Raw genomic sequence first — 23,040 nt, 5'->3', positions numbered from 1 at the left:
ATTAGATTTTTGTAAATATACAGTTAATTAGAAATTAAGTCCAACATTCCTCATACTATTGTATACAACCACCTTTTGTCTAAAAGAGTCTGATCATTCTTTTCCTATGACTATTCACATATAATCTTTTCTATAACGCTAATGATAAGTTAAGGTTTAAGCCTATTAGACAATCTTAATTTTTAATATTTCCTTCTTTTTTAACACATCGGCCATGCTTTTACATTTAATAGTAGTAAAAGACAACTTAAAAGGAGGGGTTGTATTGAAGAATAAAAAAAATATCGGCTGTTTCGCTCCTTTATCTATCATTTGTCCAGACCCTTGTCCACCGCCCCCTCCTCCAAATCCAAATTGCGAGCGAGTAACAAATGAATTTGCAGGGAATTTCCTCATAACGAATAACACCATCCCATCTGCCAAAGATGCATCACAATCAATGATACTATGGCAAAGTGATGGGATACTACTTATATCAGGTACTGTCTCGGTTTACAATAGTACTAGCAGCACCGAAGCAATTACAATTCAAATCGTTGGAACAGTAACCAATATTTTCACTGTGTTTCCTGGTAATACAATATCGTACACAGGAAAAGACCTACAGTCGGTCAATATTATCAATATAACAAGTAATCCTTCACTATATTTAGAAGGCAAGTACTGTTGCGAATTTACATGTTGCTTATAGAATACCAATTTCATTATTTCCTTAATATAAAAAGCATACCGTTCACGGTATGCTTTTTATGAGATTGGATAACGTACTGTAATACAAAACTCTCCTTGATTAACAGTCGTTCCTGTCGTAGTAATTCGGACAGTAGTAAAATATCGGACAGTGAAAGTACCACTACTTTGTGGTTGTACAGTAATTGTATCAACTACTGTTGCACCTACTAAAAAATCAACTGTAATCGGGTTGGCTCCTACATCATATTTCACGTAACCTGAACCATATACTTCTTGCGTGATATTATTTGTATATACAATTTGAGTACCAGCACCTGTAATAGACCAGTCTGTACATACTTGGTCTTGCACAAGTGTTTTATTAGAACAACAAGACAAACTGGAACTTCTCATTCCCATTTCGATCCTCTCCTATTCTGCTATGAAAGTGGATAACGTGTTGTAATACAAAATTCTCCCTGATACGTTCCAGCAGGTGTTGCAGGTAACACAACTTGTATACTATCAAAGCGACGATACGTAAAAGCAATACTCGTTCCTGGGTTTAATGTTTGTGTATCAATTGTACCCCCAGCAGAATCAAGCGCTTCTACAGTAATTGGGCCTGGTCCAACATCATATTTAACAAAACCAGTACCAACTACGTTTTGGTTAATATTATTTGTATAGAGAACATTATCAATTGCTGTTGCAACTACAGTAGCAGACCACGGACTACACACTTTATCTTGCACATAATTTTTATCTGGACAACAAGTTAATGCGGACCCTGAGCACTCACAAGACATAGTTGTTTCCCCTCTCTCTTTTATATTCCCTATATGTGTATGTCCCTCAGAGTCTTTTGCCTGTACTATTCATCTATTTTCAAAAAATATTCAAATGACTAGATAGATTCCGTTTTGTTTCTTTTCTTCATATATTTATAGACAAAGATACTAGCAACGATAAGAATAACGCCCCCTAATATCGGTAGCATATATTGCCCAACAACATCTGCTGCTTTTTCCCAATGCGGACCTAATTTCATTCCAAAATAAACATACAAAGTCGTTAACGGGAACATTGCTACAAATGTATATATGCTGAATTTCCATATGTTCATTTTCGCCATACCGCATGGAACAGAAATAAGCGTTCTAACTCCCGGTACAAAGCGTCCAACAAATGCTACAACCGGTCCATATTTCTCAAAGAAATCATCTGCTTTTTGAATTTGTTCTTCTTTAATGAAGAAGTATTTCCCGTATTTTATTAATAGAGGACGGCCACCGTAATAACCGAGTGCGTATAACGTTAACGGTCCTGTCGTTCCGCCAAGCGTTCCGGCTAGTACAGCAAGCCAAAAATTCATATCACCCTCGTATACCCAATACCCAACCATGGGCAAAACTACTTCTGCCGGAATAAATTCAAACGTTAATGCTAACACAACTCCAAAATAAGAAAACTGCTTTAAAAATTCGATTATATCTAAAATAATTTGCTCCATATTTTTAACTCCTATCCTACATTTACGTTATGCTTTTCTTGTAATTGAACTGGCGCCATTTTTACAATTCGGTTCAAAATAAATAACACAATTCCAATATCATCTAAAATACCGATAAACGGCAGGAAGTCTGGAATTAAATCGAGTGGCATCGCAACATAACCAACTAAAAACGCAATAGATAAAGTTTTCTTCTTTATTGAAACCTCTTTTGAAGTGAAAAAGTCAAATAGGAATGGAACAAATCGGCGAACATGAAATACAACTCTTAATCTACTAATAAGTTTTTTCATTTTTATATCTCCTCTCTTTGTATACGAAAAGGACCCTACCAAATATGGTAAGGGTCCTCAAAAAGACAGAAAGGGGCCTTTACCATTGCTGGTAAAGGTCTCACTAACAACGAAACGTTGCCAATAAAGCCGAGGGTTTCTCCCTGTAATGACGACTTTACTGTAATAAGTTACTCCCCTTTATACACAATTTTATACACTCACATTAAAATATTTCAGAGGGCTTGTCAATATATTTTATATCCCAATCCCTTCCGTAAAAAACAAAAAACGTATAGGAAATTTCTTACTATCTCATAATATACATAATCATTTTTGAACGAAAGGAGATGTTTCATTTGCATACTGTATGGAAAGGTGCACTTTCACTTGGACTATTAAATATAGGAATCAAACTATATAGTGCCGTAGAAGAAAACGACATAAAATTTTTAAGTCTTCATAAAGAATGCTTAACACCTATTAAATATAAAAAGTTCGCTCCCGATTGTACGGATGAAGAAATTGATGATAACGATATTGTAAAAGCCTATGAATACGCACCTCATAAATATATTATTATGGATGAAAAAGAATTAACTGAATTACAACAAGCTCATGAACCACGATCCATTCGTATTATATCTTTTGTCCAAAATAACGAAATTGATTCTGTTCTCTATGATCGCTCTTATTTTATAGGACCTACCCTAGGACATGAAAAATCATATTTATTATTAAAAGAAGCTCTTGAACGTACGAATAAACTTGGTCTTATCCATATTTCCATTAGAAAAAAACAACATTTAGCTATTATCCGTAACTTTGAAGATGGGCTTATATTACAAACTATTCACTACCCTAATGAAATTCGCGATATAACAAATACACCTAACTTACCAAGTAACGAAAATTATCCGATTCAAAAACAAGAACTCACAGCAGCAATCAATTTAATCCACCATCTTACAAATCCTTTTGAACAAGAGATGTATACAGATGAGTATAAAGAAGCCCTTACCGAACTAATCGAAAACAAAATTGAACAACAGGAAAAAACCGAAACAATCTCTCCAGCTCCGAACATCATCAATATTATGGAGACATTACAGGCAAGTATTGAACAAGCAAAAATAAAAAGAGACAATAAAACAGGAAAAGAGGCCAAATAAAATTGACCTCTTTTTCTTTAAAGCGGATTACATTTCGGCATTTCAAGTCCAGACGATTGAGCTAGTTTTAATAAGTAGTAACATTCTTCTCTTGCCATATGATCTGCCATTCTAGCAGATAATGCACTTAATATTTCATTCGATAACTCCATCTCTTCAACCTCATGGAGAAAATGCGAAAATAATTTTAACTCAAGTGAAACATCTTTTGTAAACTTCTTTAATGCAGGAAAATGATGAAGCTCTGTCCGTAAATAACCTGTCATCTCAACTGCCTTTAAGTAAAATTGTTCAAAGTGCTTCGTAAATTCTTCACTTTTCTCTTTCAATCTTTTTTCAACAAGATCTAATCCACCAGAAATAGAGCCTGCATGACCAGCCGCATCCGTTAACCAAACGAGATGGTAATGTAATTCATGAAAAACAGGCGGAACTTCTCCTTTCTTTAAAAATTCTAACACCGTTATATATTCTTCTACTTCGTTTACCATATGATTGATGAAAGTTGGCGTAAAATGAATAGTGATTTTTCCCTCGAGTTGTTTCTGTATAATACTTAATTTAAACGTTCGTATTTCCTTTGCGGCTCGTTCTGCCTCTTTTGAAAATGCAATGAGATTCACATTATGAACTTTATTTAAAAGATTCGTAAATGTTTCAAGAAAATATGTGGCCTTCTTTATATCTTCTTTTTCCTTCGGAGCTAATGCATCAAGTAAAAATTGCGAATGATCAGTAAGCACCCTTAGCCAAAATTGATGCTCAAACAACGCACTTTCTTCATAATTCCTCTCCACTAAATCGCCTCCGTTTATTCATCCTTCTCTATCACTTGAAGTTTATATCCATCTGGGTCTTGTACTACAATACTCTTCTCACTTTTGTTTTCTGTATACGCAATTTTATAAAACACTAACCTCTTCTTTAAATTCTCTATGTTAGAAATTGAAAACATTAGAACATCAACCGCATCCGTAACACTCTTCTCACGCCCACCCAAACTACGATTCATTACAAAACTAATTCTCGTTGAATGAGTATCATACCAAACCCCTGTTACATCTAATTGGGGTCTTTCTAAACTAGGCTTGATTCCTAAAATCCCTTCATAAAAATACAGAGTTTCCTTTAAGTTCTTTACTTCTAACACGATTAAATTCTTTACATTCTCCACATTCATTCCCCCTGTACTTATTACTTTTTTATATGTGTCATAAATGCTCATTATGTCTGAATACAATACGTAGTAATGAACATGTAAGGAGGTTTATTCATGAATAAATATATGAGATCATTCGTGCCCTATCATAGTCCTCTCGATCCTTGTCCTCCTATCGGAAAAAAATATTATTCTACTCCTCCTAATTTATTTTTAGGCTTTCAACCGCCAAACTTGCCTCAATTCACACCAAAAGAAGCACTACAAAAAGGGACTTTATGGCCTGTTTTTTATGACTATTATGAAAATCCTTATAAAAAAGGGCGGTGACTACTGACGTGAATCAATCGCTACCAGAAGAATACTATCAGCTTTTACTGGAGCTTCAAGAATTAGACTTTGTACTAGTTGAACTCACTCTTTATTTAGATACACATCCAGATGACACCGCCGCGATTAATCAATTTAATGACTTTTCCTATAAGCGGAGAGTATTAAAACAAAAGATGGAAGAAAAATACGGACCACTCCAACAGTTTGGAAACAGCTATTCTAATGCCCCTTGGGAATGGAGCAAAGGTCCTTGGCCATGGCAAATATAAAGGAGAGAAACTATGTGGATTTATGAAAAGAAATTACAATACCCAGTTAAAGTGGGAACTTGTAATCCCGCACTTGCAAAATTATTAATCGAGCAATACGGTGGTGCAGATGGAGAATTAGCTGCTGCACTACGTTACTTAAATCAACGTTATACAATTCCTGATAAAGTCATTGGCCTACTTACTGATATTGGTACAGAAGAATTTGCTCACCTTGAAATGATTGCTACGATGGTTTATAAGCTGACGAAAGATGCGACCCCTGAACAAATGAAAGCTGCTGGTCTTGACCCTCATTACGCTGATCATGACAGTGCTCTTCATTACCATAACGCTGCTGGTGTTCCATTTACTGCAACCTATATACAGGCTAAAGGTGATCCAATTGCCGATCTATACGAGGATATTGCAGCTGAAGAAAAAGCACGCGCAACATATCAATGGCTCATTAACTTATCAGATGATCCAGATATAAATGACAGCCTACGCTTCTTACGTGAACGAGAAATTGTCCATTCACAACGTTTCCGAGAAGCAGTTGAAATTTTAAAAGAAGAACGCGATAAAAAAATATTTTTTTAAAACACGTATCCTAGCGATATGTGTTTTTTTATGTTAAAAGTTAAATCCTTCCTATTAAACATATAAATAGTATATTTATTCGATTTAATGCATTATTTTTTAATATTTTCAAAATTCCCTATTGCTTTCTAGTCATCAGACCTTTAAAATAATAACAGTTACTCGACAAATTATTTGAATTTTCGACAAAAACACTCATTAGGAGGATTTTCTTTATATGCATACAACTTTAAAACCAGCGCAAATACTTTCGATTAGTTTATTACTATTCGCAGTTTTCTTCGGCGCTGGTAATATGATTTTCCCGCCCCTTCTTGGTCTTTCTTCCGGAGAAAATATGTGGGTTTCCATTACAGGGTTTATTATTACAGACGTCGGTTTATCTTTACTTGCTATCGTTGCTGTTGCCCTTGCTGGTGGTAGTTTTAACACTTTAGCGAGCCGTGTTCATCCAAAATTCGCAGCAGTATTCGCTATCATTATTTATCTTTCAATCGGCCCACTATTTGTTATTCCACGAACTGGATCTGTATCTTATGAAATCGGGATTGCACCACTTTTCCCAGATCAATGGTATTCTATGTTAGTTTTTAGTGCGATTTTCTTTACAGTCGTTTACTTCTTATCATTAAATCCATCCAAGCTAGTAGATCATATCGGTAAAATATTAACGCCAATTTTACTTGTAATTATTGCAATTATGGCAACAAAAGCGATTCTTTCACCAGGGACGTTTGCAGAACCTATCGGTGACTATAAAGACATCCCGTTTTTCAAAGGATTTCTTGAAGGATTTTTAACGTTAGATGCAATTGGGGCTCTCGTACTATCAACAATTGTTGTAAATGCAATTCATCAAAATGGTATACAAGAGAAGAAATCTATCGCAAAATATACAATCATTTGCGGAAGTATCGCTGCTCTATTCTTAACAATTGTTTACTTCTTACTCGGTTATATTGGAGCTTCAAACGGAAACTTAGGACAATTCGAAAACGGTGGGCAGCTATTAGCTACTGTTATGTATCAATTCTTTGGGACAAGCGGTAATGTTTTATTAAGTATCGCCATTATCTTCGCTTGTTTAACAACAGCAATCGGCGTTGTAAGTGCGTTCGCCAACTATTTCGCAACAGTACTAACAAACGTTTCATATAAGAAGCTCGTACTATACGTTTGTATTTTTAGCTTCGTGATTTCAAACTTAGGATTAAGCTTATTAATTAAAATCACATTACCTGTATTAATCATTTTGTATCCAATTACAATCATTTTAATTTTCGTATCATTTATTGATAAATATACGAAACGTAAACCTTCTGTCTACATCGGAGCAATGATCGCAGCATTCATTATTAGCTGTATTCATGCACTTGATAATGTGGAATTGATACCAAGTTTTATCGCTAATATCGTACACACAATTCCTTTTTATAACCTAGGAATTGGCTGGATCATTCCAGCAATAATCGGTGGTATAATCGGATACTTTATTCCGCAAACAGAAGCGGAAGGCGAAATCTCTACAAAATAAAGAAAAGAAGCAAGCATGAAATACATGCTTGCTTCTTTTTATCTTCTATTATTAAATACAGTATTTGTGTAAGAACGAACAGTTAACATATAATAACCAAAGTAGATTATGATATACACTCCTATACTACCTAGTAAGGGAAGACTATATTCAAACATTCCTGTAAAACCCATCAAACTTAAAAATGCAAAGAACGTATGAACAATCGCAAGAAATAGTGGTACTAAGAATATTGCACCTACTTGCTTTCTTACAGATTCCCTTGCTTCCTTTTTCGTTAGTCCGATTTTCTTTAACATTCCGTACGCCGGTCGCTCTGCCATCGCTTCTGTTATTTGTTTAAAGTATAAAATACAGCCTGTTGCAAGAATAAAGACAATCCCTAAAAATATACTAGCAAATAATAACACTGCACCATCTTGCAATTCAGATTGGCTCGCCTCTTCAAATGATTGGAATTTCACTTCTTTAGGAATGATTGTCCCTAGCTCTTTCGTTAGCGCTCTATTACCGTTTCCTTCAACGATAAATCCACTAACTGTTGAAACATCCTTTCCTTGCTGCAACTTATTAAATAACGAATCTCGAACAACAAGCCCCACTGGTGCAAGTTTCGCACTCATAATTGTTTCCTCTCGATGATCAACGATTGTAATATCGTCCTTCATCCCTTCAAAGAACACATTGTTTCCTTCAAGCGAATTCTTTTCGATGTTATATGATTTATACGGATCTAATAAAACAACTTCCTTTTCAGAACCGAGAATAACTTGTGTATTGCCTAATATAGAAGCTGATTTATTATAATCTGTCACTTTTATCATTTGCACATTACCATTACCTATTAAATACCCTGTTAATATTTGTTCTCCATCTATCTTCCCTTGCATAGACAGCATAGCTACAGACGTTTCATTTTTAATTGCTAATTCATGTTTTTGAATTTCTTCTCTAACCTTCTTATCTAGTTCCTTTCCAGTTGTTACATACTCATAACTAACTGGATTCATTAAGGTCGCTGTCTTCTGCGCCCCATAATACATACTGGAACTCACCCCAATGGTGCATAATGTTACCGCACTTAATAAAGATAATAACGCAAGCATCTTTACGTTTCCTTTTATTCTGAAGAACAATGAAGAAATCGATAAAATGTTCGTTCCATTCCAATATTTCGTTTTATCTCCCTTGATTGTATGGAGTGATTTCACTGTATATTGCTCAAATAGTAAAAACGTACCTTTTACAATACAGCCAAAAATAAGTAGACCTGTAATAAAAATTGCTCCAAATCCAAAAACTTGTGTAAGTAACGCAATGATATAACCTGTAATTAATAAAACAACCGCTCGTTTTGCCTTCTTACTTGAATACGTAGGTGCCTCTTCTTTTTGATTTTCACCATATAGTAATTCAACTAAACGATGCTCATAAATTAACTTTTTACTTTTCCATGATGCAATAAAGAAAATTGCGCCTATCGTTATAAGAACTTCTACTATAGATACAAATGAAATCGTAAATGTAAAAGTAAACGCACTTCCCATTAACTTCACGAGAAGCCCCGCGCACATATTCGCTATAAATAGACCAGCAAGAATACCTAATACACTTGCCGCACCACCAACTAATAATGTTTCATAAAAAAGTAACTTCGCGATTTCTTCTTTACGGATACCTAGTAAACTATATAGCGCAATTTCTTTTTTCTTCTTTCGCAAAAAGAAGCTATTACAATAAAAAATAAATATCGTTAAAAAGATAATTAACAATATTTGTGCAAACGTAAATGTCGTTTCCACCTTATCCGATTCTTTTAAAAGAGCTACTACACTTTCATTTCGTTTAATCGATACGAATGTAAAATAAATAATAATGCTACCTACTAATGAAATAAAGTATAGAAAATAATCTTTTATATTTCGTTTTATACTACGTTTTGATACTTCTAAAAAATCCATCGTATACCTTCACCCGCTCTCGTATTTCTCTATACATAAAGTGTATACGAAATTGTATTTCTCCCCTATCGATTTTCATTACATCTCTCTTACGATATTGTAATATAATAAAATAAAAAGAACCTAGTTTCCTAGGTTCTTTACATCGTATGTTTAAACGTAAACAACTCTTCTTTTGAATGCACAACAGATTGTTCCTCTTCTACAAGATCCTTCTTTAGCTCTCCTCCTAACCTTACTTTCATCATCGCCTCTTCGATACTTTTTACAATCATATTTCCTGAAAAAATAGTAAGTCCAAAAAATGTAATCGGAACGAGAGGGATCCACGGATTCACTGTTAATGACCTAAAGTATACTCCAATTAAACCTGACCATTCATGCGTATAAGATTCCACCTCTTTTATTTGTCCACCAAACATTACAGTCCCACCAAAGAACACTTCAAGTAATCCTAAGTGCAGTAAAATAGTAAGAGTCTGCGTAAACTGCTGAAGAAATACGAGTATAAACGGCATATAGAGATGCGGAAAAATATGTTTTATAACAATATGCCTTCTCGATCCACCTAATATGCGCGCGGCATCAACAAATTCTTCCGTTCGCAATTTACGAACTTCCTTCGCCACATACAGTGCAATAACTGGCATTACAAGCAGTACAAGTAATACCACTTGAAACGAAGCCCTTTCAAAAAAGGTTGTTGTCTCCTCTCCGCTTCCAAATGTATTTGCAGATTGAAGAAAAAAATACGCAATCATAACTGTCGGAATAACTGTAAAACTATCAAAGAAAGCCTCAATTTTTGAAAATCCTCTTTTTATATACGTTCCGAGTACGACACCGAAAAACACACCTATTACCATTCTAAGTGCCGCAATTAAAATAGATATACCAATCGTCCACTTCGCGCCCTCAATGACTAAATGTAACAGGTCATACCCTTTCCGGTCTGTCCCGAGTAAAAATTGTAATGAAGGTGGAAACGGTGGCACTTGTGGATTTTCATCCGCATCATATTGCAATGTAACTTGTCTAATATGTCCATCATTCCATAACGTATTTCCGATGCTCAAAAGAACTAATAGGAGAAGAAACCCAATGCTTATCCAAAATCTTTTATCACGTTTTATATACGTCCACATATTATAATCTCTCCTTCATCGCAGCCGGAATGAGATAATGAAACAATTTAAATAAAATAAAAATCGGAATATATATAAGAAGCACACTAACGATGAAAACCTCAACTCTAATACCGAAATACGATTTCAAAAACATAAAAATACCACCCGTATTAAAAATCCATTCTATAATATATAAATTAGATAACATAAAAAAGATATTCGTTTTCGCAAAGAATAATGTACTAAGCAACACATTTCGTAAAATATGACGATTTAAAATATGAAAGCGCCCCAGCCCTTTCGCCTTAGCAAATAGTACATAATCTTTTTCTAGTTCATTTTCAAAACGAAGCACGACCATTTTTACAAACATAATCGTAGTCGGGATGCTCAAACACAATATTGGCAACCCCCTAATCGACTCGCCTCCAATTGAAGCAATTTGAAAAGGTAAAAAACCTGTTTGTTTAAAAAACCATACAACTAAAATTTGTGATACTAAAATAAGAAGGATATCTGGAATGGATTCTAGGAAGATAAGAAATGATTTAATTCGATGTTGTATACGCGGTGAACTACTCATAATTACATAAACAATACAAAATGCTACAAATAATGAAATAAAAAAAGCCGCTAAAAAAATAATAATCGTTTCTTTATAATGGACGAACAACTGCGGAAATAAAAATTTACCTTTCACATATTGCAAATTGGAAATATCCATTAAGTTCACAAACACTTCTTTTAAACTCTGTATGTACCTTGATGCATGCAGCTCAAATCCATAAAATAATTTCGGCAGTGCCCCTAAACAAATAATACCCAAAATCGAAATAATAAATTGAACCGTCACTTCCATCCCATTCAGAAAAACTTTTTTGACCACGTTTTCCCTTCTCTCTCTATATAATTTACCCCCTAATTTTATTCTTAATTTTCTGAATTGTAAATGTTTATATAAAAAAATCACTAGGTTATGATCCTAGTGATTCTTTATGCGCATGCCCTTCTCTTTTCACAAATGGCATATACAAAATAAAACATCCAATAAGCGCAGCTATTTCTAATGAAATAATATAGTAAGGATGCGGCCCTAACATATCAAGTAATGAAGCTGTTTCTGGCTTATGAGCTAAAAACATATAATTACCACCTGTTTTGTAATTTACAAACGAAACAATTGGAATCAATATGTTTAAAAATATCATTGTGCGTTTAATAGATTGTACTGTCGGACGATATCCTTCCACCCAAGTCATAAAGAGTGGTGCCCAAATGAGCAATATATGCGCGATAAAATATTCAATGAAACGAAAATGCGGAAAAGCATACTGCAAGTTTGGCGTTAAAATAGCTTGTGATGCACCAATAATTCCCGTGAAAAATACAATCTCATATATGCGGTAACTTTTCGTTACGATCATAATCGACGCTAATAATAAACTAATCGTACATAATTCAAACGGTAATGAAGTAGCTAGCTCAAAAATCCCCGCTTTCCACTCCCACATATGAAGCCCAATTTCACTACCTATAAATAAAAATGCAATTGCATATCGAACCGTTATATTCCACTCACTTTGACGTAATACATCTTGGTATTGATACAGAAAAAATATCCCCACCAACATAATAAATAATATAATGGCATGTTGCCTTGAGTATGGAATAAACGATTTTAATGGATGCGCACTAAAATAAGCTTCCATCTTCCTTCCTCCTCTCCTTCATACAATATTATTGTAAGAAAGAAACGACGAGTCAATTCATTTGCTTACACTTGGACAAGCTCTACCTTACATTTACATATTCATACCTTACAAAACTGTAAGGTTATTGTAAGCTAAAACGATTTGTCAGATTCTTCACCTCTTCTATACTTAATGTAGATACTAAAACGAACGAAAAGGTGATAAATAGATGAAGAAGAAAAATAAAGTGTTAATTACTAGTGTAGTAGCAATCGGAATTGCAGCTGGATCATACTTTGCATTTGCTGGGGGCGGTTCAGATGTAGCGATGGCATATAGCGGATATAAAGTAACTGAAAAACAAATCCAAAACGCGCAAAAATTTGGTGGCGAAGTTATTCCAAACGGAATTGAAACTATTTCATTCGATCCAACAAAAGGAACATATGAATTAGCTGTGAAAAAAGGCGATGAAGTGAAAAAGGGTCAGCTTCTATTTAAATACAATGATCCGACTGCGAAACAAGGTGTAACAGAAGCAGAAATGCAAAAGAAAATCGCACAAAAAGAAGTAACGTTGCTCCAAAAACAAATTGATGCAGCGAAACAAAAATTACAAAAAGATAAAAATGCAGGCCTTCCTGCTGAAGCATTAAAAGCATCAGAAGCCGAAGTTGGGCAATTAGAATCACAAATTGAAATGAAAAAGTTTGAAGTTGAAAAAGCTGATGAAATGATTAAAGCAGCAAAAGAGAAAGTAAACAATCTTTCTGTAACAAGTCCTGCTGATGGCGTAATTGATGATATCGTAAAAACTGCTGACGAAAAAACAGGTATGAGCGGAATTACTCTTCGTCACGCTGGTCAATTTAAAGTAAAAGGTCAACTTTCTGAATATGAGCTTGCTAGTATGAAAGTTGGGCAAGAAGTAACTGTTTCATCAAAAACTGTCGCTGGTAAGACTTGGACAGGAAAAGTAACAGAAATCGGTTCTACACCTTTAAAGAGCATGGATGAAAATAAAACTGTTTCTAATTACCAATTCACTGTCACATTAGATAATAGTGACGAACTACAAAACGGCTTCCACGTTTACGTAACAAGTAAATCTGGCGAAGCAACTGGTACAATTGTTCCGAAAAGCAGTATCGTGAAAAAAGGTGACAAAAATGTTGTCTTCGTTGTAAAAGACGGTAAAGCGAAAGAACAAGCAGTTACTGTTGAATTCGAGACTGATAGCGAAGCAAAAGTTTCTGGAGTGAAAAAAGGAGAGGAAATTATCTCTAAGCCTGAAAAAGACTTAAAAGATGGTATGGAGGTTGTCGCCCAGTGATTAACTTAAAAGGCATCACGAAATCCTTCCAAAATGGTGCAGAGTCCGTTCAAATATTACACGGAATTGATGTAACACTGAACCAAGGAGAATTCACTTCGATTATGGGACCTTCTGGTTCTGGTAAATCAACATTAATGAACATTATCGGTTGCTTAGATAAACCGACGACAGGTACGTACGAACTAGCTGGTCAAAACATTTCAAACATGTCTGAAACAGAACTTGCACACGTACGTAATAAAGAAATCGGATTCGTATTCCAAAACTTCATGTTATTACCTAGACTTACAGCACTTCAAAATGTAGAGCTACCTCTTATTTACGCTGGAGTCGATAAAAAAGAAAGACGTGAGCGCTCGTTAGCTGCTTTAACAAAAGTAGGCTTAGCTGATCGCGCTACTCACTTACCGAACGAATTGTCAGGTGGACAAAAGCAGCGTGTCGCTGTTGCACGTGCAATCGTAAATAACCCAAAATTCATTTTAGCCGATGAACCGACGGGAGCACTTGATACGAAAACAAGTACACAAATTATGGACCTCTTTTACGAATTAAACAAACAAGGCTCAACAATCATTATGATTACCCATGACCGTGAAATCGGGGAAGCTGCAGCACGTCAAATTGTAATTCGTGACGGAAATATCGTCCAAGATTGGAGAGGTTAATTTTGAATACGAGTGAAAATATACGCATGGCCCTTTCTTCTATCTTTGCTCATAAGATGCGTTCTATCTTAACAATGTTAGGTATTATTATCGGTATTAGTGCCATTATTACTATCATCTCGATGGGTGATGGTACAAACGCAAAGTTTAAAAAAGAATTAGGCCAAGGAAAAGATAATGAAGTAACGATTTACTACAACAATCCTGATTACGGAACAGATAGTGCCAAAATCACACCTGATATGCTAAACCGTCTGCAAACTGTACCAGGCGTTAAAGATGTGTATCCAGACGTAAGTATGAAAGTAAAAGCAGCTGCTGGTTCAAAAGATGTAAATCTTGATTTAAAAGGTGGAACAGGCGCCTTTATGACAGATTCGAAAATAAAATTAGTTCACGGTCGTGAATTAAATGACAGTGAACTAAACCAAGCAATCCCTGCTGTTATATTAAATGAAGAAGCTTTCAACAAATTATTTAGTAGTGGTTGGGAATCCAATCAATACACAGATATAAAAGGAAAGCCGTATAAAATAGTTGGTGTATACGAAACGAAAAACGACTTTGGAATGCCTATGCCTGAAGGTTATACATCACTTGAAAATGCGCCTGTCATTTCAGGAGTAAATGAGTATGACTCTGTAAGATTAACAATGACCTCTCCGACAGAACGTAAAAGTGTAGAAAAACAAGCTGTTTCTGTTTTAAACGAAATGAAAGCTCCTAAATTTGAGCACAAATTCGAAGCACAAGACTTAGGTGAATTTACGAAACAACTAGACGAATCAATCGGTATGATGAAAATGGTATTCGGTGGTATTGCTGCTATCTCCTTACTTGTTGGTGGTATCGGTGTAATGAACATTATGCTTGTATCTGTAACAGAACGTACACGCGAGATTGGTATTCGTAAAGCACTTGGTGCAACACGTGGTAAAGTATTAACACAATTCTTAATCGAATCTTGTATTTTAACAGGACTTGGTGGTTTCATCGGATTCATGCTCGGTATTTTCTTCGCTTGGATCGTCTCAATCTTTGCTGGATGGCCACTCGTTGTCTCAAAAGAACTTGGACTTCTTGCAGTAGGTATTTCAATGCTAATCGGTATTGCATTCGGACTATTACCAGCTAACAAAGCTGCAAAACTTGATCCAATTGAATGTTTACGATATGAATAAACAAAAACGTAGGAGTTTACACTCCTACGTTTTTTATTTACCTATTAAATCGAGTTTCTTCTATTATATATGTTTCACGTTACAACTATCATTCTAATACTCTTCATTATTTATAGGTACTAAGGCTATTATCTAATCCTATTATTGCAAAAATACTATGTAACAGACGAAAATCAAGGCGTAATTTTTTCCATGCTTCGACTGATTTTGTAACAATTATATCGATATTTCATTAAATTTCACCTCATTTATATCTTTTCACATCTAAAAAGGTTATTATCCCATAACTATTTTTTCATTTAAACAGTAAAATAAGCTGTTTTCGTAACACTATAGATACCCTCAAGAAACATTACTGTAACATTATTAATGTTATAGTAATTGAAATACTACTCATTTTGTGTTTTACATGCCCTAATACGCCAAAAAACAACAAGGAAGCGCTATCAGGATATTTATGGAATTGTTACAGAATATTAATGCCCCGTTACGAAAGCTTTGTAATTATATGTTTTTCGCAAATAAGAAAATAATGGTTGCTATAATGAGGTCAACGAAAACAAATGCAATGGAGGCTATTATGAAAAAATTTATGGGTATAGCAACAGCAGCGGTTTTTGGTCTTGGGATTTTCACAACATCTGCTAAAGCAGAAACGATCGTAACGACTGACGTACTAAACGTACGAGAAAACCCAACTACTGAATCAAAAGTTGTAGGAAAATTATTAGATGGATATAAAGTAAATGTTTTACATACAGAAAATGGTTGGTCAAAAGTTCAATTGAATAGCGGTAAAGAAGCTTTCATAAGCGCTGACTATACAAAAGACACTTACTACGTCACAGCAAACGTATTAAACGTACGTGCTGGAGCAAACACAGACTCAGAAATTCTTGGTAAGTTGAAAAAAGATGATGTAATTGAAACAACACACCAAGTACAGAATGATTGGATTCAATTTGAATATAACGGAAAAACAGCTTATGTTCATGTTCCTTACTTAACAGGTAAAGCACCAGTTAAAGTTCAACCAGTAGTTAAAGTTGAAAAAACGACTAATGTTCAAGATACAGCTAAAGTTCGTGAAGCAGTTAAAGCTCAGGAAGTAGCTGAAACTCAAGCAAAAGCTAAAGCTCAAGAAGCAACTAAAGCTCGTGAAGCGGCTGAAGCTCAAGCAGAAGTTAAAGCTCAGGAAGCAGCTAAAGCTCGTGAAGCAGCTAAGGCTCAAGCAGAAGCTAAAGCTCAGGCAGACGCTGAAGCTCAAGCAGAAACTAAAGCTCAAGAAGCGGCTAAAGCTCGTGAAGCAGCTAAAGCTCAGGCAGCAGCTGAAGCTCAAGCAGCGGCTAAAGCTCAAGAAGCAGCTAAGGCTCAAGCAGAAGCTAAAGCTCAGGCAGCAGCTGAGGCTCGTAAAGCAGCTAAGGCTCAAGAGGCAGCTGATCGTGAAGCGGCTAATAAAGTTCAAAAACCAGCTACACAACAACCTGTTGCAAAAGAAACTGAGAAAAACACACAATCTTCTTCTCGTGAATTCCAAGTTGTAGCAACAGCTTACACAGCAGATCCACTTGAAAATGGTTATAAAGCAGGCGACCAAGTAAAATCAGCTTTAGGTCATAACTTAACAGCTAATCCAAACATGAAACTTATTGCAGTTGATCCAAGTGTAATTCCATTAGGTTCAAAAGTATGGGTTGAAGGTTACGGAGTAGCAATCGCTGGTGATACTGGTGGAGCTATTAAAGGTAATAAAATCGACGTTTTAATGCCAGATAAAGGTACATCAAGTAGCTGGGGACGTAAAACAGTTACAGTTAAAGTATTAAACTAGTTAGTAAAAAAGAGTCAGTCTCATCGTTGAGGCTGGCTCTTTTTTTACTCTATTAAACTACTGAAAAATGACATAGTAAATGAAATTATATCAACGATTTTTCAAATATATCTATCGTAACCTACAATATATCAACGATTTTTCGAATATATCTATCGTAACTTATAATATATCAACGATTCGACAAGAGATATCGATTTACCGACAAATTTTGACGTTAAAAGTACTTTAATATTAAAAAGGCGGTCCAAAATTTGGAACGCCCCCTATCTTCCCTATTCCACACAAGTAAACTGCGTCCAAGCTCCTACATAATTTAGTAAGAATAGCTCCTCTTCCGCAATTGTACCGACGATATTTTTCCGTTCATCTATCGGCATTTCTTTTAAAATGATTTGCAGTTCACCTTTATACTTACCAAATGAATTATTTCCAATTACAACTTGCCCTCTTTCCTGTAGCACACTTTCACGCACTGGGAAGTCATAGTCTTTGTACTTTTTACGTACTTCTGTAGAACGTACCATATACTCTGTTATGTCGCCGCGTCTTACGTGTAATTCTTGCAGCGTAGCTCTCTTCTCTACTTCAGTCACTTCGTCTACAAAGTGCACTTTTAGCTGTAACATGTAGCGATTTAAGTTTCCTAGTTTCTCTAACTCTTCCTCACTCGCATAAGCATTTCCGATAATGACATCATCGATTAGCTCTGTTGCCCATAAATGCTTCGCTTGTACTTCAATTGGTAAATTACGATGCTCTTCTAACGTACATAATCCGTCGTTAATATCCCATGGACCAATGTTTGCGGCATGTGATGTAATAAATGCTGCACTGCGAATACCATGCTTTTTAAAGCGTTCACTACAACGAATGAAATAATCGTACGGAAGACCAGTGAATTTTTGCGGATAAAAATTATGACAACCAATTAAAGCTGATTTATTCGCTTGATGCGAAAGAATATTCTCTAAGTACGCAATATCGTTACTTACATTTAACTCAATTTTTAAACCGTACGGATTATTCGTCATTTTCGCTTCCGTTAATCCGTCAAAACCTACATCTAAACGAATACCGTCTGCGCCTAACTCTGCGAAAAATGATAGATCGCTATAACTAATACCAAGCTGATCAAACACAGCCGGAGCTACATCTAAAATAACTTCCATATTGTTATCTTTCGCATGATTAATAATTTCTTTAAATTCAGCTACAATTTCTTCTTTCGGACGATTCACAGATAACAAACAAGTAAATATTCTTGAAAAACCGTGTCGTGCCGCTGCGGAAATATAAGCCATATCTTTTTCTTTCGTTGAATGTTCTGGATAAAGTGAAATTCCTAATTTACGCTCCATGCTTTTGCATCTCCTTCACGCGTTGTATTAATGCCATGCTCGTAAATCTATATTTTGCAGATAAACACGTTGCACATAAAATTGTCGGTACAATAATTACGTAAGGTGATTGCAATCCTAACATTACATATGCACCCATTGAACAACTGATAAATAAAACTGATACTAGTAGTAACACTAATAAAGATTTACTTTGTACCCATTTCGAATAATGGGCAATACACTGTCCGACCACGAATGTAATTAAGATGATAATTGCTCCGAGCATTCTGTTTTCTCCTCTCCTGCTAATTGTTGTTTCTCATACATTTTGAAGAATGGATAGTAAATAACGAATGAGATCGCAAAGTTAACAAGTACAAGTACACCAGCCATAATTGTCCAGTCCGTGCTAATAATCGCTGCAATTGGTGCTAACATCGTAAATGGCAGTTTCGCCATCATGAGTGGAATCATACCTGAAACAACTGCGAAATATGATACTGTCGTTGTCACTAGCGGTGTAATAACGAACGGAATAATTAAGATTGGGTTCATTACAATCGGAGCCCCGAAAATAATTGGCTCGTTAATATTGAATAAACCTGGTACGAATGATAATCTACCTAACTCTTTTAGGAACTTAGATTTAGAGAACATAAACATAATTACTAAAGCTAACGTTGAGCCTGATCCGCCAATCCATACGAACCATTGAATGAATTGCTCTGTAAATAAGTTTGGTAACTGATGTGCATTTCCTGTAGCCGTGAACACTTCCATATTTTCAAGAATTGCTGAATCCCACATCGGACGAATGATTGGTCCTAAAATCGCCGGTCCATGTATACCAAATGACCAGAAGAACACGATTAAGAATACTGTTAATAAACCACCGAATAAGTTATTTCCTACTAGTACTGATTTTAATGGTGCGATTAAATATGTAATTGTTGTATTTACATCGAATTTCAAACCGTAGCGAATGCCCCAAAATAAAAGAATAACTACTAATGTTGGAATTAATGCTGCAAACGAATTTGAAACTGCTGGTGGTACACTGTCTGGTAATTTTATTGAAATATTATGCTTAATCATAAAATGATAAATTTCTACTGCAATTAATGCTGTAACAATTGCGCCGAATAAAGACGTTGCACTTAATGTTCCTACTGAAATATATCGACCTGCATCAATAACACCTGGTACAGCTTTCGTAATTTGAATTGGTTCAACTGATGCTAGTAAAAAGGCGAGTACAGATAGTAGCCCTGCACTTAATTGATTGAGCTGATAAAAGTTCGCGAGCGAAGCCCCTACTCCAAACGCTGCGTATAAGGCCATTAGTCCTACTGTAAATCGGAATGGAATATCTAAAATATGGCGAAACGGTGCAATCCATTCCATATATGCATCAATTGGTAAATTTAAAAAGATAACGAAAAATGACCCGACGATCGTTAACGGTAATGTAGAAATAACCCCATTTCGAATTGCCAATAAATGTCGTTGTCCTGCAATTTTTTGCGTTGTTGGCATAATCTTTTGTTCCATAAAACTCATAAACCCATTCATCAATAGCCCTCCTCTTTCTCTCTACTATAAAAGAATGAAATAAACTTTATAACATTATAATGTTCATATTTAAAAAGATATAATTATGCTAAAACTAATTGTTCTGCTTGCCTAAGCACTTTCAAACCATCACACATGCCATAATCTCGTTGGTCTATAATTGCAACTGGTATGTTGTATGAGTTTGCAAGAAACTCTACAGCTGGAAATAAATATTTCACTTGTGGACCGATTAAAACGACATCGGCTTCTTTTATTTCAAGTTTCACAAGTTCTGAATCAACCGCCTTAATTTTATAATTCTTCCCCTGTTTCTTTGCCTCTTCTTGCATTTTTCTTACGACCATACTCGTTGACATACCTGCTGCACAACATAATAAAATATACATCTTATACTGTCACTTTCTCTTCTACTCGTTTATGAAGAGTAATAAATTCTTCAGCTAGTTCTTTCACTGTAATTGCATTCATTAAATGGTCTTGTGCGTGCACTAACAGTAAACTGATTTCTGCATGAATTCCTCTTGCCTCTTCTTGAATTAAATCCGTTTGAATACGATGCGCTGCTGAAATTTCCTCACTAGCAAGTTTCATCTTTTCACCCGCATTCTCAAAATCTCCTTGTCTTGCAAAAGCGATTGCTTCAAGCGCTGCACTTCTCGCATTGCCACCATGTAAAATTAACGCAAATGGAGTTTGCATATCAGCCATTTTAAATTCCCCCAAGCTATATGTTTTCTATATTTTTATCTTATTATGAAAACGCATACAATTAAACATAAAAAACTTCCGTTATGTAACGGAAGTTTTTATATACTTTTTCAAAATGATAATAAAATCTCTTGAAAATCTTCAATTACCTCGGTCTGAGTAAGTTTCTCTATCGTAGTTTGACTAGACATAATATCATATAAAAAATCATAAAGCCTTTGCAAATCTTCATTATTATTGCGCTTTACACTAAATAAAATAATTACTTGTACTTTTTTATCTCCCCAATCAACAGCCTTTTCAAGTGTGCAAAACATCAAAAAAGTTTCCTCACTTAATAACTGCATCGGATGCGGGATTGCAACTGAATTCCCAACCGCTGTCGGAGACGTATTTTCTCTTTCCATAACAGAAGCATAAAAGTTTTCTTGTACATAATGTTTCTCAGCAGCTTTCTCACATAAAAACTGAATAACATCCTCTTTCGTAGAAGCACTATGATTTAAAAAGATTAAATCTTCCTTAATATAAGGCTGCACACTAGTATTCACATGCGTAAACAACCGCTGACCAATCGATTTAATCTCTTTATCATCAAATATTGAATTCACTTTTATAACTGGAACAGGCAAGCCACTCGGTATATGAATCGTACTAATAATACAATCTATTTTTTCTTTATAAAGATCTTCTACTTTCAATTGATAATAGCCTGTAATACCTACAATCTCTAATTTATCTCGGAACTGTGATAAAATTTTATATTTTAATAGTTGTGCACTTCCTTGACCAGTCGCACAAACTAATAAGCATCTTTTCTTTTGATTTTGCTCCTGCAAACGGCTCATCGCTCCGCCGAAGTGAATTGCAATATAGCCAATTTCACTTTCAGGGATCGATTCACCCGTATATTCACCAATGATATCTCCAACAAGAACCGCAATTTCAAAAGCATACGGATAATTCTTTTTCACTTCTGCCAAAAGAGGATTTCTCGTATTTAACTTATACTTCAAACGATTTAATAACGTTTTTAAATGAATACCAAATCCAAATAATAATTCTTCGTCATAATAAAAAATAAGATTCCGTTCTTCCGCTACTTTAAAAAGAATATGTTGCATAAATGCATATATATCTTTCCCTAATAGCTCTTCTACATTTTCATAGCGATCTCTCGTTGTAACAGCAGTACTTAATAAATGCATCGTCACATATAATACTTCTTCTTCTGGAAATGAAAATTTTAACTCTTTCTCTAAATCTCCTAAAATCTGCTTCGCAATTGTATATTCTTTCTTTATTATAAGTTCTGATTGCTCCGCATGCAGTCCTTTCATATAATGTTGACTTTGACAACGCTTTAATGCGATTGCAATATGAATGACCAAATTATCAATTTCTATATCAGATAAATATATTGTTCCGCCTTCAATATACTTTAATATAATTGAACGAATGAGTGATATATGAGGTAGCGATAAATACGTCTCCGTCTGCTCAAATTGCTCATGAAACGGAGTATGGTCATAACGCGGTAAACCATATTGTGATAAACAAGAACGAATATTAAATTCCTCTCCAACAATACGTATACCATAATACGGTCTCTTCTCAATTTGTAATTTATAGCGACTACATATATCTGTAACATCTTTCATAATTAAATTGACCGTTGATTTGCTCACATAAATCTCTTCTGCTAATTCTGAAAGCTTCACATATCCCTCTGTCGTTAAAACACGATGCAGAATATACGCTATTCTTTCTTCATAAGAAGTTGGGATCTTTTCCGTCTGTTTTTGAAATAGACTCACACAAAAGTCTTCAAATTTCTTCGTTTGTATAATTTCTAATTCGTACCCAGTCCCTCTTTGCGATTCGATTTTCGCTCCGTTTTCTTCCAATATATCATTTAATAATTTTATATCCTTTTGAATCGTCTTCGTCGATACATGTAAACGGCCCGCTAAAAAAGCTCGATTTAACATCGATTTCTCTTCTAAAAACTCCTCTAAAATAGAAATTAATCGCTGATGCACCTTTGTCATAGCTCTTCCTCTCGCTCTTTATATATAAATGGGGAAAAGCTGCTGAAATCAGTAGTTTTTCC

The 23,040-nt window shown here is 35.0% G+C and carries 26 protein-coding genes; 10 read left to right on the top strand and 16 right to left on the bottom strand.

The window, feature by feature from the left end; translation table 11 throughout:
* The first annotated feature begins 265 nt into the window (after positions 1-265).
* Complete coding sequence (locus ATL10_RS21525; RefSeq protein ID WP_012593150.1) at positions 266-691, top strand: S-Ena type endospore appendage; 426 nt, start codon at positions 266-268, stop codon at positions 689-691.
* Positions 692-747: 56 nt separating this feature from the next.
* Here the strand turns inward: ATL10_RS21525 and ATL10_RS21520 are convergent, their stop codons facing one another.
* The 4 genes from ATL10_RS21520 to ATL10_RS21505 form a co-directional block, all read right to left on the bottom strand.
* Positions 748-1,092: a DUF3992 domain-containing protein gene (locus ATL10_RS21520; protein ID WP_000525819.1), complete on the bottom strand. Its 345-nt coding sequence runs from the start codon at positions 1,090-1,092 to the stop codon at positions 748-750.
* 20 nt (positions 1,093-1,112) lie between these two features.
* Complete coding sequence (locus ATL10_RS21515; protein WP_001277540.1) at positions 1,113-1,481, bottom strand: DUF3992 domain-containing protein; 369 nt, start codon at positions 1,479-1,481, stop codon at positions 1,113-1,115.
* A gap of 98 nt (positions 1,482-1,579) precedes the next feature.
* Positions 1,580-2,185, bottom strand: a complete 606-nt coding sequence (locus ATL10_RS21510) for a DedA family protein (protein ID WP_000435017.1) — start codon at positions 2,183-2,185, stop codon at positions 1,580-1,582.
* An 11-nt stretch (positions 2,186-2,196) separates the two neighbouring features.
* Complete coding sequence (locus ATL10_RS21505; RefSeq protein ID WP_000733855.1) at positions 2,197-2,478, bottom strand: YkvA family protein; 282 nt, start codon at positions 2,476-2,478, stop codon at positions 2,197-2,199.
* A 338-nt stretch (positions 2,479-2,816) separates the two neighbouring features.
* Between ATL10_RS21505 and ku the strand changes: the two genes are divergently transcribed.
* Positions 2,817-3,629 carry a non-homologous end joining protein Ku gene (gene ku / locus ATL10_RS21500; RefSeq protein WP_061660049.1) on the top strand — a complete coding sequence of 271 codons (813 nt, stop codon included), beginning with the start codon at positions 2,817-2,819 and terminating at the stop codon, positions 3,627-3,629.
* Between the two features lie 17 nt (positions 3,630-3,646).
* Here ku and ATL10_RS21495 read toward each other — a convergent pair whose 3' ends face one another.
* Both ATL10_RS21495 and ATL10_RS21490 read right to left on the bottom strand, forming a co-directional pair.
* Complete coding sequence (locus ATL10_RS21495) at positions 3,647-4,426, bottom strand: DUF2935 domain-containing protein (RefSeq protein ID WP_000440991.1); 780 nt, start codon at positions 4,424-4,426, stop codon at positions 3,647-3,649.
* Positions 4,427-4,440: 14 nt separating this feature from the next.
* Positions 4,441-4,854, bottom strand: coding sequence for a VOC family protein (locus ATL10_RS21490; protein ID WP_110497504.1), 414 nt, complete (start codon positions 4,852-4,854; stop codon positions 4,441-4,443).
* Between the two features lie 48 nt (positions 4,855-4,902).
* Here ATL10_RS21490 and ATL10_RS21485 point away from each other — a divergent pair, with 48 nt between their 5' ends.
* The 4 genes from ATL10_RS21485 to brnQ2 all read left to right on the top strand — a co-directional run bounded on the left by ATL10_RS21485 (position 4,903) and on the right by brnQ2 (position 7,506).
* Entirely contained in the window at positions 4,903-5,118 is a 216-nt protein-coding gene (locus ATL10_RS21485) for a spore coat associated protein CotJA (protein WP_001046257.1), read from the top strand.
* An 8-nt stretch (positions 5,119-5,126) separates the two neighbouring features.
* Positions 5,127-5,390, top strand: a complete 264-nt coding sequence (locus ATL10_RS21480; RefSeq protein ID WP_001076510.1) for a spore coat protein CotJB — start codon at positions 5,127-5,129, stop codon at positions 5,388-5,390.
* A 12-nt stretch (positions 5,391-5,402) separates the two neighbouring features.
* Positions 5,403-5,972, top strand: coding sequence for a spore coat protein CotJC (cotJC, locus tag ATL10_RS21475; RefSeq protein ID WP_000265273.1), 570 nt, complete (start codon positions 5,403-5,405; stop codon positions 5,970-5,972).
* Positions 5,973-6,189: 217 nt separating this feature from the next.
* Positions 6,190-7,506: a branched-chain amino acid transport system II carrier protein BrnQ2 gene (gene brnQ2 / locus ATL10_RS21470; RefSeq protein WP_110497502.1), complete on the top strand. Its 1,317-nt coding sequence runs from the start codon at positions 6,190-6,192 to the stop codon at positions 7,504-7,506.
* Positions 7,507-7,544: 38 nt separating this feature from the next.
* Here brnQ2 and ATL10_RS21465 read toward each other — a convergent pair whose 3' ends face one another.
* The 4 genes from ATL10_RS21465 to ATL10_RS21450 form a co-directional block, all read right to left on the bottom strand.
* Complete coding sequence (locus ATL10_RS21465; protein ID WP_098251169.1) at positions 7,545-9,467, bottom strand: ABC transporter permease; 1,923 nt, start codon at positions 9,465-9,467, stop codon at positions 7,545-7,547.
* Positions 9,468-9,607: 140 nt separating this feature from the next.
* Positions 9,608-10,612, bottom strand: a complete 1,005-nt coding sequence (locus ATL10_RS21460; protein WP_110497500.1) for an ABC transporter permease — start codon at positions 10,610-10,612, stop codon at positions 9,608-9,610.
* Between the two features lies 1 nt (position 10,613).
* Positions 10,614-11,480 (bottom strand): ABC transporter permease subunit, encoded by an 867-nt coding sequence (locus ATL10_RS21455; protein ID WP_016082747.1) that lies wholly within the window; start codon positions 11,478-11,480, stop codon positions 10,614-10,616.
* An 88-nt stretch (positions 11,481-11,568) separates the two neighbouring features.
* Entirely contained in the window at positions 11,569-12,303 is a 735-nt protein-coding gene (locus tag ATL10_RS21450) for a YwaF family protein (RefSeq protein ID WP_098251171.1), read from the bottom strand.
* A 211-nt stretch (positions 12,304-12,514) separates the two neighbouring features.
* Between ATL10_RS21450 and ATL10_RS21445 the strand changes: the two genes are divergently transcribed.
* The 4 genes from ATL10_RS21445 to entC all read left to right on the top strand — a co-directional run bounded on the left by ATL10_RS21445 (position 12,515) and on the right by entC (position 17,301).
* On the top strand, positions 12,515-13,618 hold the full coding sequence (locus ATL10_RS21445; protein WP_098251172.1) for an efflux RND transporter periplasmic adaptor subunit: 1,104 nt from the start codon (positions 12,515-12,517) through the stop codon (positions 13,616-13,618).
* Positions 13,615-14,289, top strand: coding sequence for an ABC transporter ATP-binding protein (locus ATL10_RS21440; protein ID WP_000609100.1), 675 nt, complete (start codon positions 13,615-13,617; stop codon positions 14,287-14,289). Before ATL10_RS21445 ends, ATL10_RS21440 begins: the two co-directional genes overlap by 4 nt.
* Positions 14,290-14,315: 26 nt before the next feature.
* Positions 14,316-15,470 (top strand): ABC transporter permease, encoded by a 1,155-nt coding sequence (locus ATL10_RS21435; protein WP_422670280.1) that lies wholly within the window; start codon positions 14,316-14,318, stop codon positions 15,468-15,470.
* Positions 15,471-15,927: 457 nt separating this feature from the next.
* Complete coding sequence (gene entC, locus ATL10_RS21430) at positions 15,928-17,301, top strand: cell wall-binding protein EntC (protein WP_110497498.1); 1,374 nt, start codon at positions 15,928-15,930, stop codon at positions 17,299-17,301.
* A 275-nt stretch (positions 17,302-17,576) separates the two neighbouring features.
* Here entC and ATL10_RS21425 read toward each other — a convergent pair whose 3' ends face one another.
* The 6 genes from ATL10_RS21425 to ATL10_RS21400 all read right to left on the bottom strand — a co-directional run bounded on the left by ATL10_RS21425 (position 17,577) and on the right by ATL10_RS21400 (position 22,978).
* A complete protein-coding gene (locus tag ATL10_RS21425) occupies positions 17,577-18,662 on the bottom strand; it encodes a DUF871 domain-containing protein (protein ID WP_090978472.1) in 1,086 nt (361 codons plus the stop codon).
* Complete coding sequence (locus ATL10_RS21420; protein ID WP_090978470.1) at positions 18,652-18,930, bottom strand: hypothetical protein; 279 nt, start codon at positions 18,928-18,930, stop codon at positions 18,652-18,654. Before ATL10_RS21420 ends, ATL10_RS21425 begins: the two co-directional genes overlap by 11 nt.
* The gene (locus ATL10_RS21415) at positions 18,906-20,216 is read right to left on the bottom strand and encodes a PTS sugar transporter subunit IIC (RefSeq protein ID WP_001013057.1); all 1,311 of its coding nucleotides are present in this window, start codon (positions 20,214-20,216) and stop codon (positions 18,906-18,908) included. Before ATL10_RS21415 ends, ATL10_RS21420 begins: the two co-directional genes overlap by 25 nt.
* 83 nt (positions 20,217-20,299) lie before the next feature.
* Entirely contained in the window at positions 20,300-20,605 is a 306-nt protein-coding gene (locus ATL10_RS21410; RefSeq protein ID WP_000275645.1) for a PTS sugar transporter subunit IIB, read from the bottom strand.
* Position 20,606: 1 nt separating this feature from the next.
* The gene (locus ATL10_RS21405) at positions 20,607-20,927 is read right to left on the bottom strand and encodes a PTS lactose/cellobiose transporter subunit IIA (protein WP_090978468.1); all 321 of its coding nucleotides are present in this window, start codon (positions 20,925-20,927) and stop codon (positions 20,607-20,609) included.
* Positions 20,928-21,037: 110 nt separating this feature from the next.
* On the bottom strand, positions 21,038-22,978 hold the full coding sequence (locus tag ATL10_RS21400) for a BglG family transcription antiterminator (protein WP_090978466.1): 1,941 nt from the start codon (positions 22,976-22,978) through the stop codon (positions 21,038-21,040).
* Between the last annotated feature and the right edge of the window lie 62 nt (positions 22,979-23,040).

This window comes from Bacillus sp. 196mf (assembly GCF_003217275.1).
GTDB lineage: Bacteria > Bacillota > Bacilli > Bacillales > Bacillaceae_G > Bacillus_A > Bacillus_A thuringiensis_S.
This window is presented reverse-complemented; position numbering and strand designations above follow the sequence as displayed.

What these genes read in the sequence shown, in the direction of transcription:
- ATL10_RS21510 (WP_000435017.1), bottom strand. Translation starts at nt 2,185, where the DNA reads ATGGAGCAAATTATTTTAGATATAATCGAATTTTTAAAGCAGTTTTCT.
- ATL10_RS21400 (WP_090978466.1), bottom strand. Translation starts at nt 22,978, where the DNA reads ATGACAAAGGTGCATCAGCGATTAATTTCTATTTTAGAGGAGTTTTTA.
- ATL10_RS21415 (WP_001013057.1), bottom strand. Translation starts at nt 20,216, where the DNA reads ATGAATGGGTTTATGAGTTTTATGGAACAAAAGATTATGCCAACAACG.
- ATL10_RS21490 (WP_110497504.1), bottom strand. Translation starts at nt 4,854, where the DNA reads ATGAGCATTTATGACACATATAAAAAAGTAATAAGTACAGGGGGAATG.
- ATL10_RS21520 (WP_000525819.1), bottom strand. Translation starts at nt 1,092, where the DNA reads ATGGGAATGAGAAGTTCCAGTTTGTCTTGTTGTTCTAATAAAACACTT.
- ATL10_RS21485 (WP_001046257.1), top strand. Translation starts at nt 4,903, where the DNA reads ATGAATAAATATATGAGATCATTCGTGCCCTATCATAGTCCTCTCGAT.
- ATL10_RS21460 (WP_110497500.1), bottom strand. Translation starts at nt 10,612, where the DNA reads ATGTGGACGTATATAAAACGTGATAAAAGATTTTGGATAAGCATTGGG.
- ATL10_RS21445 (WP_098251172.1), top strand. Translation starts at nt 12,515, where the DNA reads ATGAAGAAGAAAAATAAAGTGTTAATTACTAGTGTAGTAGCAATCGGA.
- ATL10_RS21450 (WP_098251171.1), bottom strand. Translation starts at nt 12,303, where the DNA reads ATGGAAGCTTATTTTAGTGCGCATCCATTAAAATCGTTTATTCCATAC.
- entC (WP_110497498.1), top strand. Translation starts at nt 15,928, where the DNA reads ATGGAATTGTTACAGAATATTAATGCCCCGTTACGAAAGCTTTGTAAT.
- ATL10_RS21410 (WP_000275645.1), bottom strand. Translation starts at nt 20,605, where the DNA reads ATGTATATTTTATTATGTTGTGCAGCAGGTATGTCAACGAGTATGGTC.
- brnQ2 (WP_110497502.1), top strand. Translation starts at nt 6,190, where the DNA reads ATGCATACAACTTTAAAACCAGCGCAAATACTTTCGATTAGTTTATTA.
- cotJC (WP_000265273.1), top strand. Translation starts at nt 5,403, where the DNA reads ATGTGGATTTATGAAAAGAAATTACAATACCCAGTTAAAGTGGGAACT.
- ATL10_RS21505 (WP_000733855.1), bottom strand. Translation starts at nt 2,478, where the DNA reads ATGAAAAAACTTATTAGTAGATTAAGAGTTGTATTTCATGTTCGCCGA.
- ATL10_RS21420 (WP_090978470.1), bottom strand. Translation starts at nt 18,930, where the DNA reads ATGCTCGGAGCAATTATCATCTTAATTACATTCGTGGTCGGACAGTGT.
- ATL10_RS21465 (WP_098251169.1), bottom strand. Translation starts at nt 9,467, where the DNA reads ATGGATTTTTTAGAAGTATCAAAACGTAGTATAAAACGAAATATAAAA.
- ATL10_RS21425 (WP_090978472.1), bottom strand. Translation starts at nt 18,662, where the DNA reads ATGGAGCGTAAATTAGGAATTTCACTTTATCCAGAACATTCAACGAAA.
- ATL10_RS21435 (WP_422670280.1), top strand. Translation starts at nt 14,316, where the DNA reads ATGGCCCTTTCTTCTATCTTTGCTCATAAGATGCGTTCTATCTTAACA.
- ATL10_RS21515 (WP_001277540.1), bottom strand. Translation starts at nt 1,481, where the DNA reads ATGTCTTGTGAGTGCTCAGGGTCCGCATTAACTTGTTGTCCAGATAAA.
- ATL10_RS21405 (WP_090978468.1), bottom strand. Translation starts at nt 20,927, where the DNA reads ATGGCTGATATGCAAACTCCATTTGCGTTAATTTTACATGGTGGCAAT.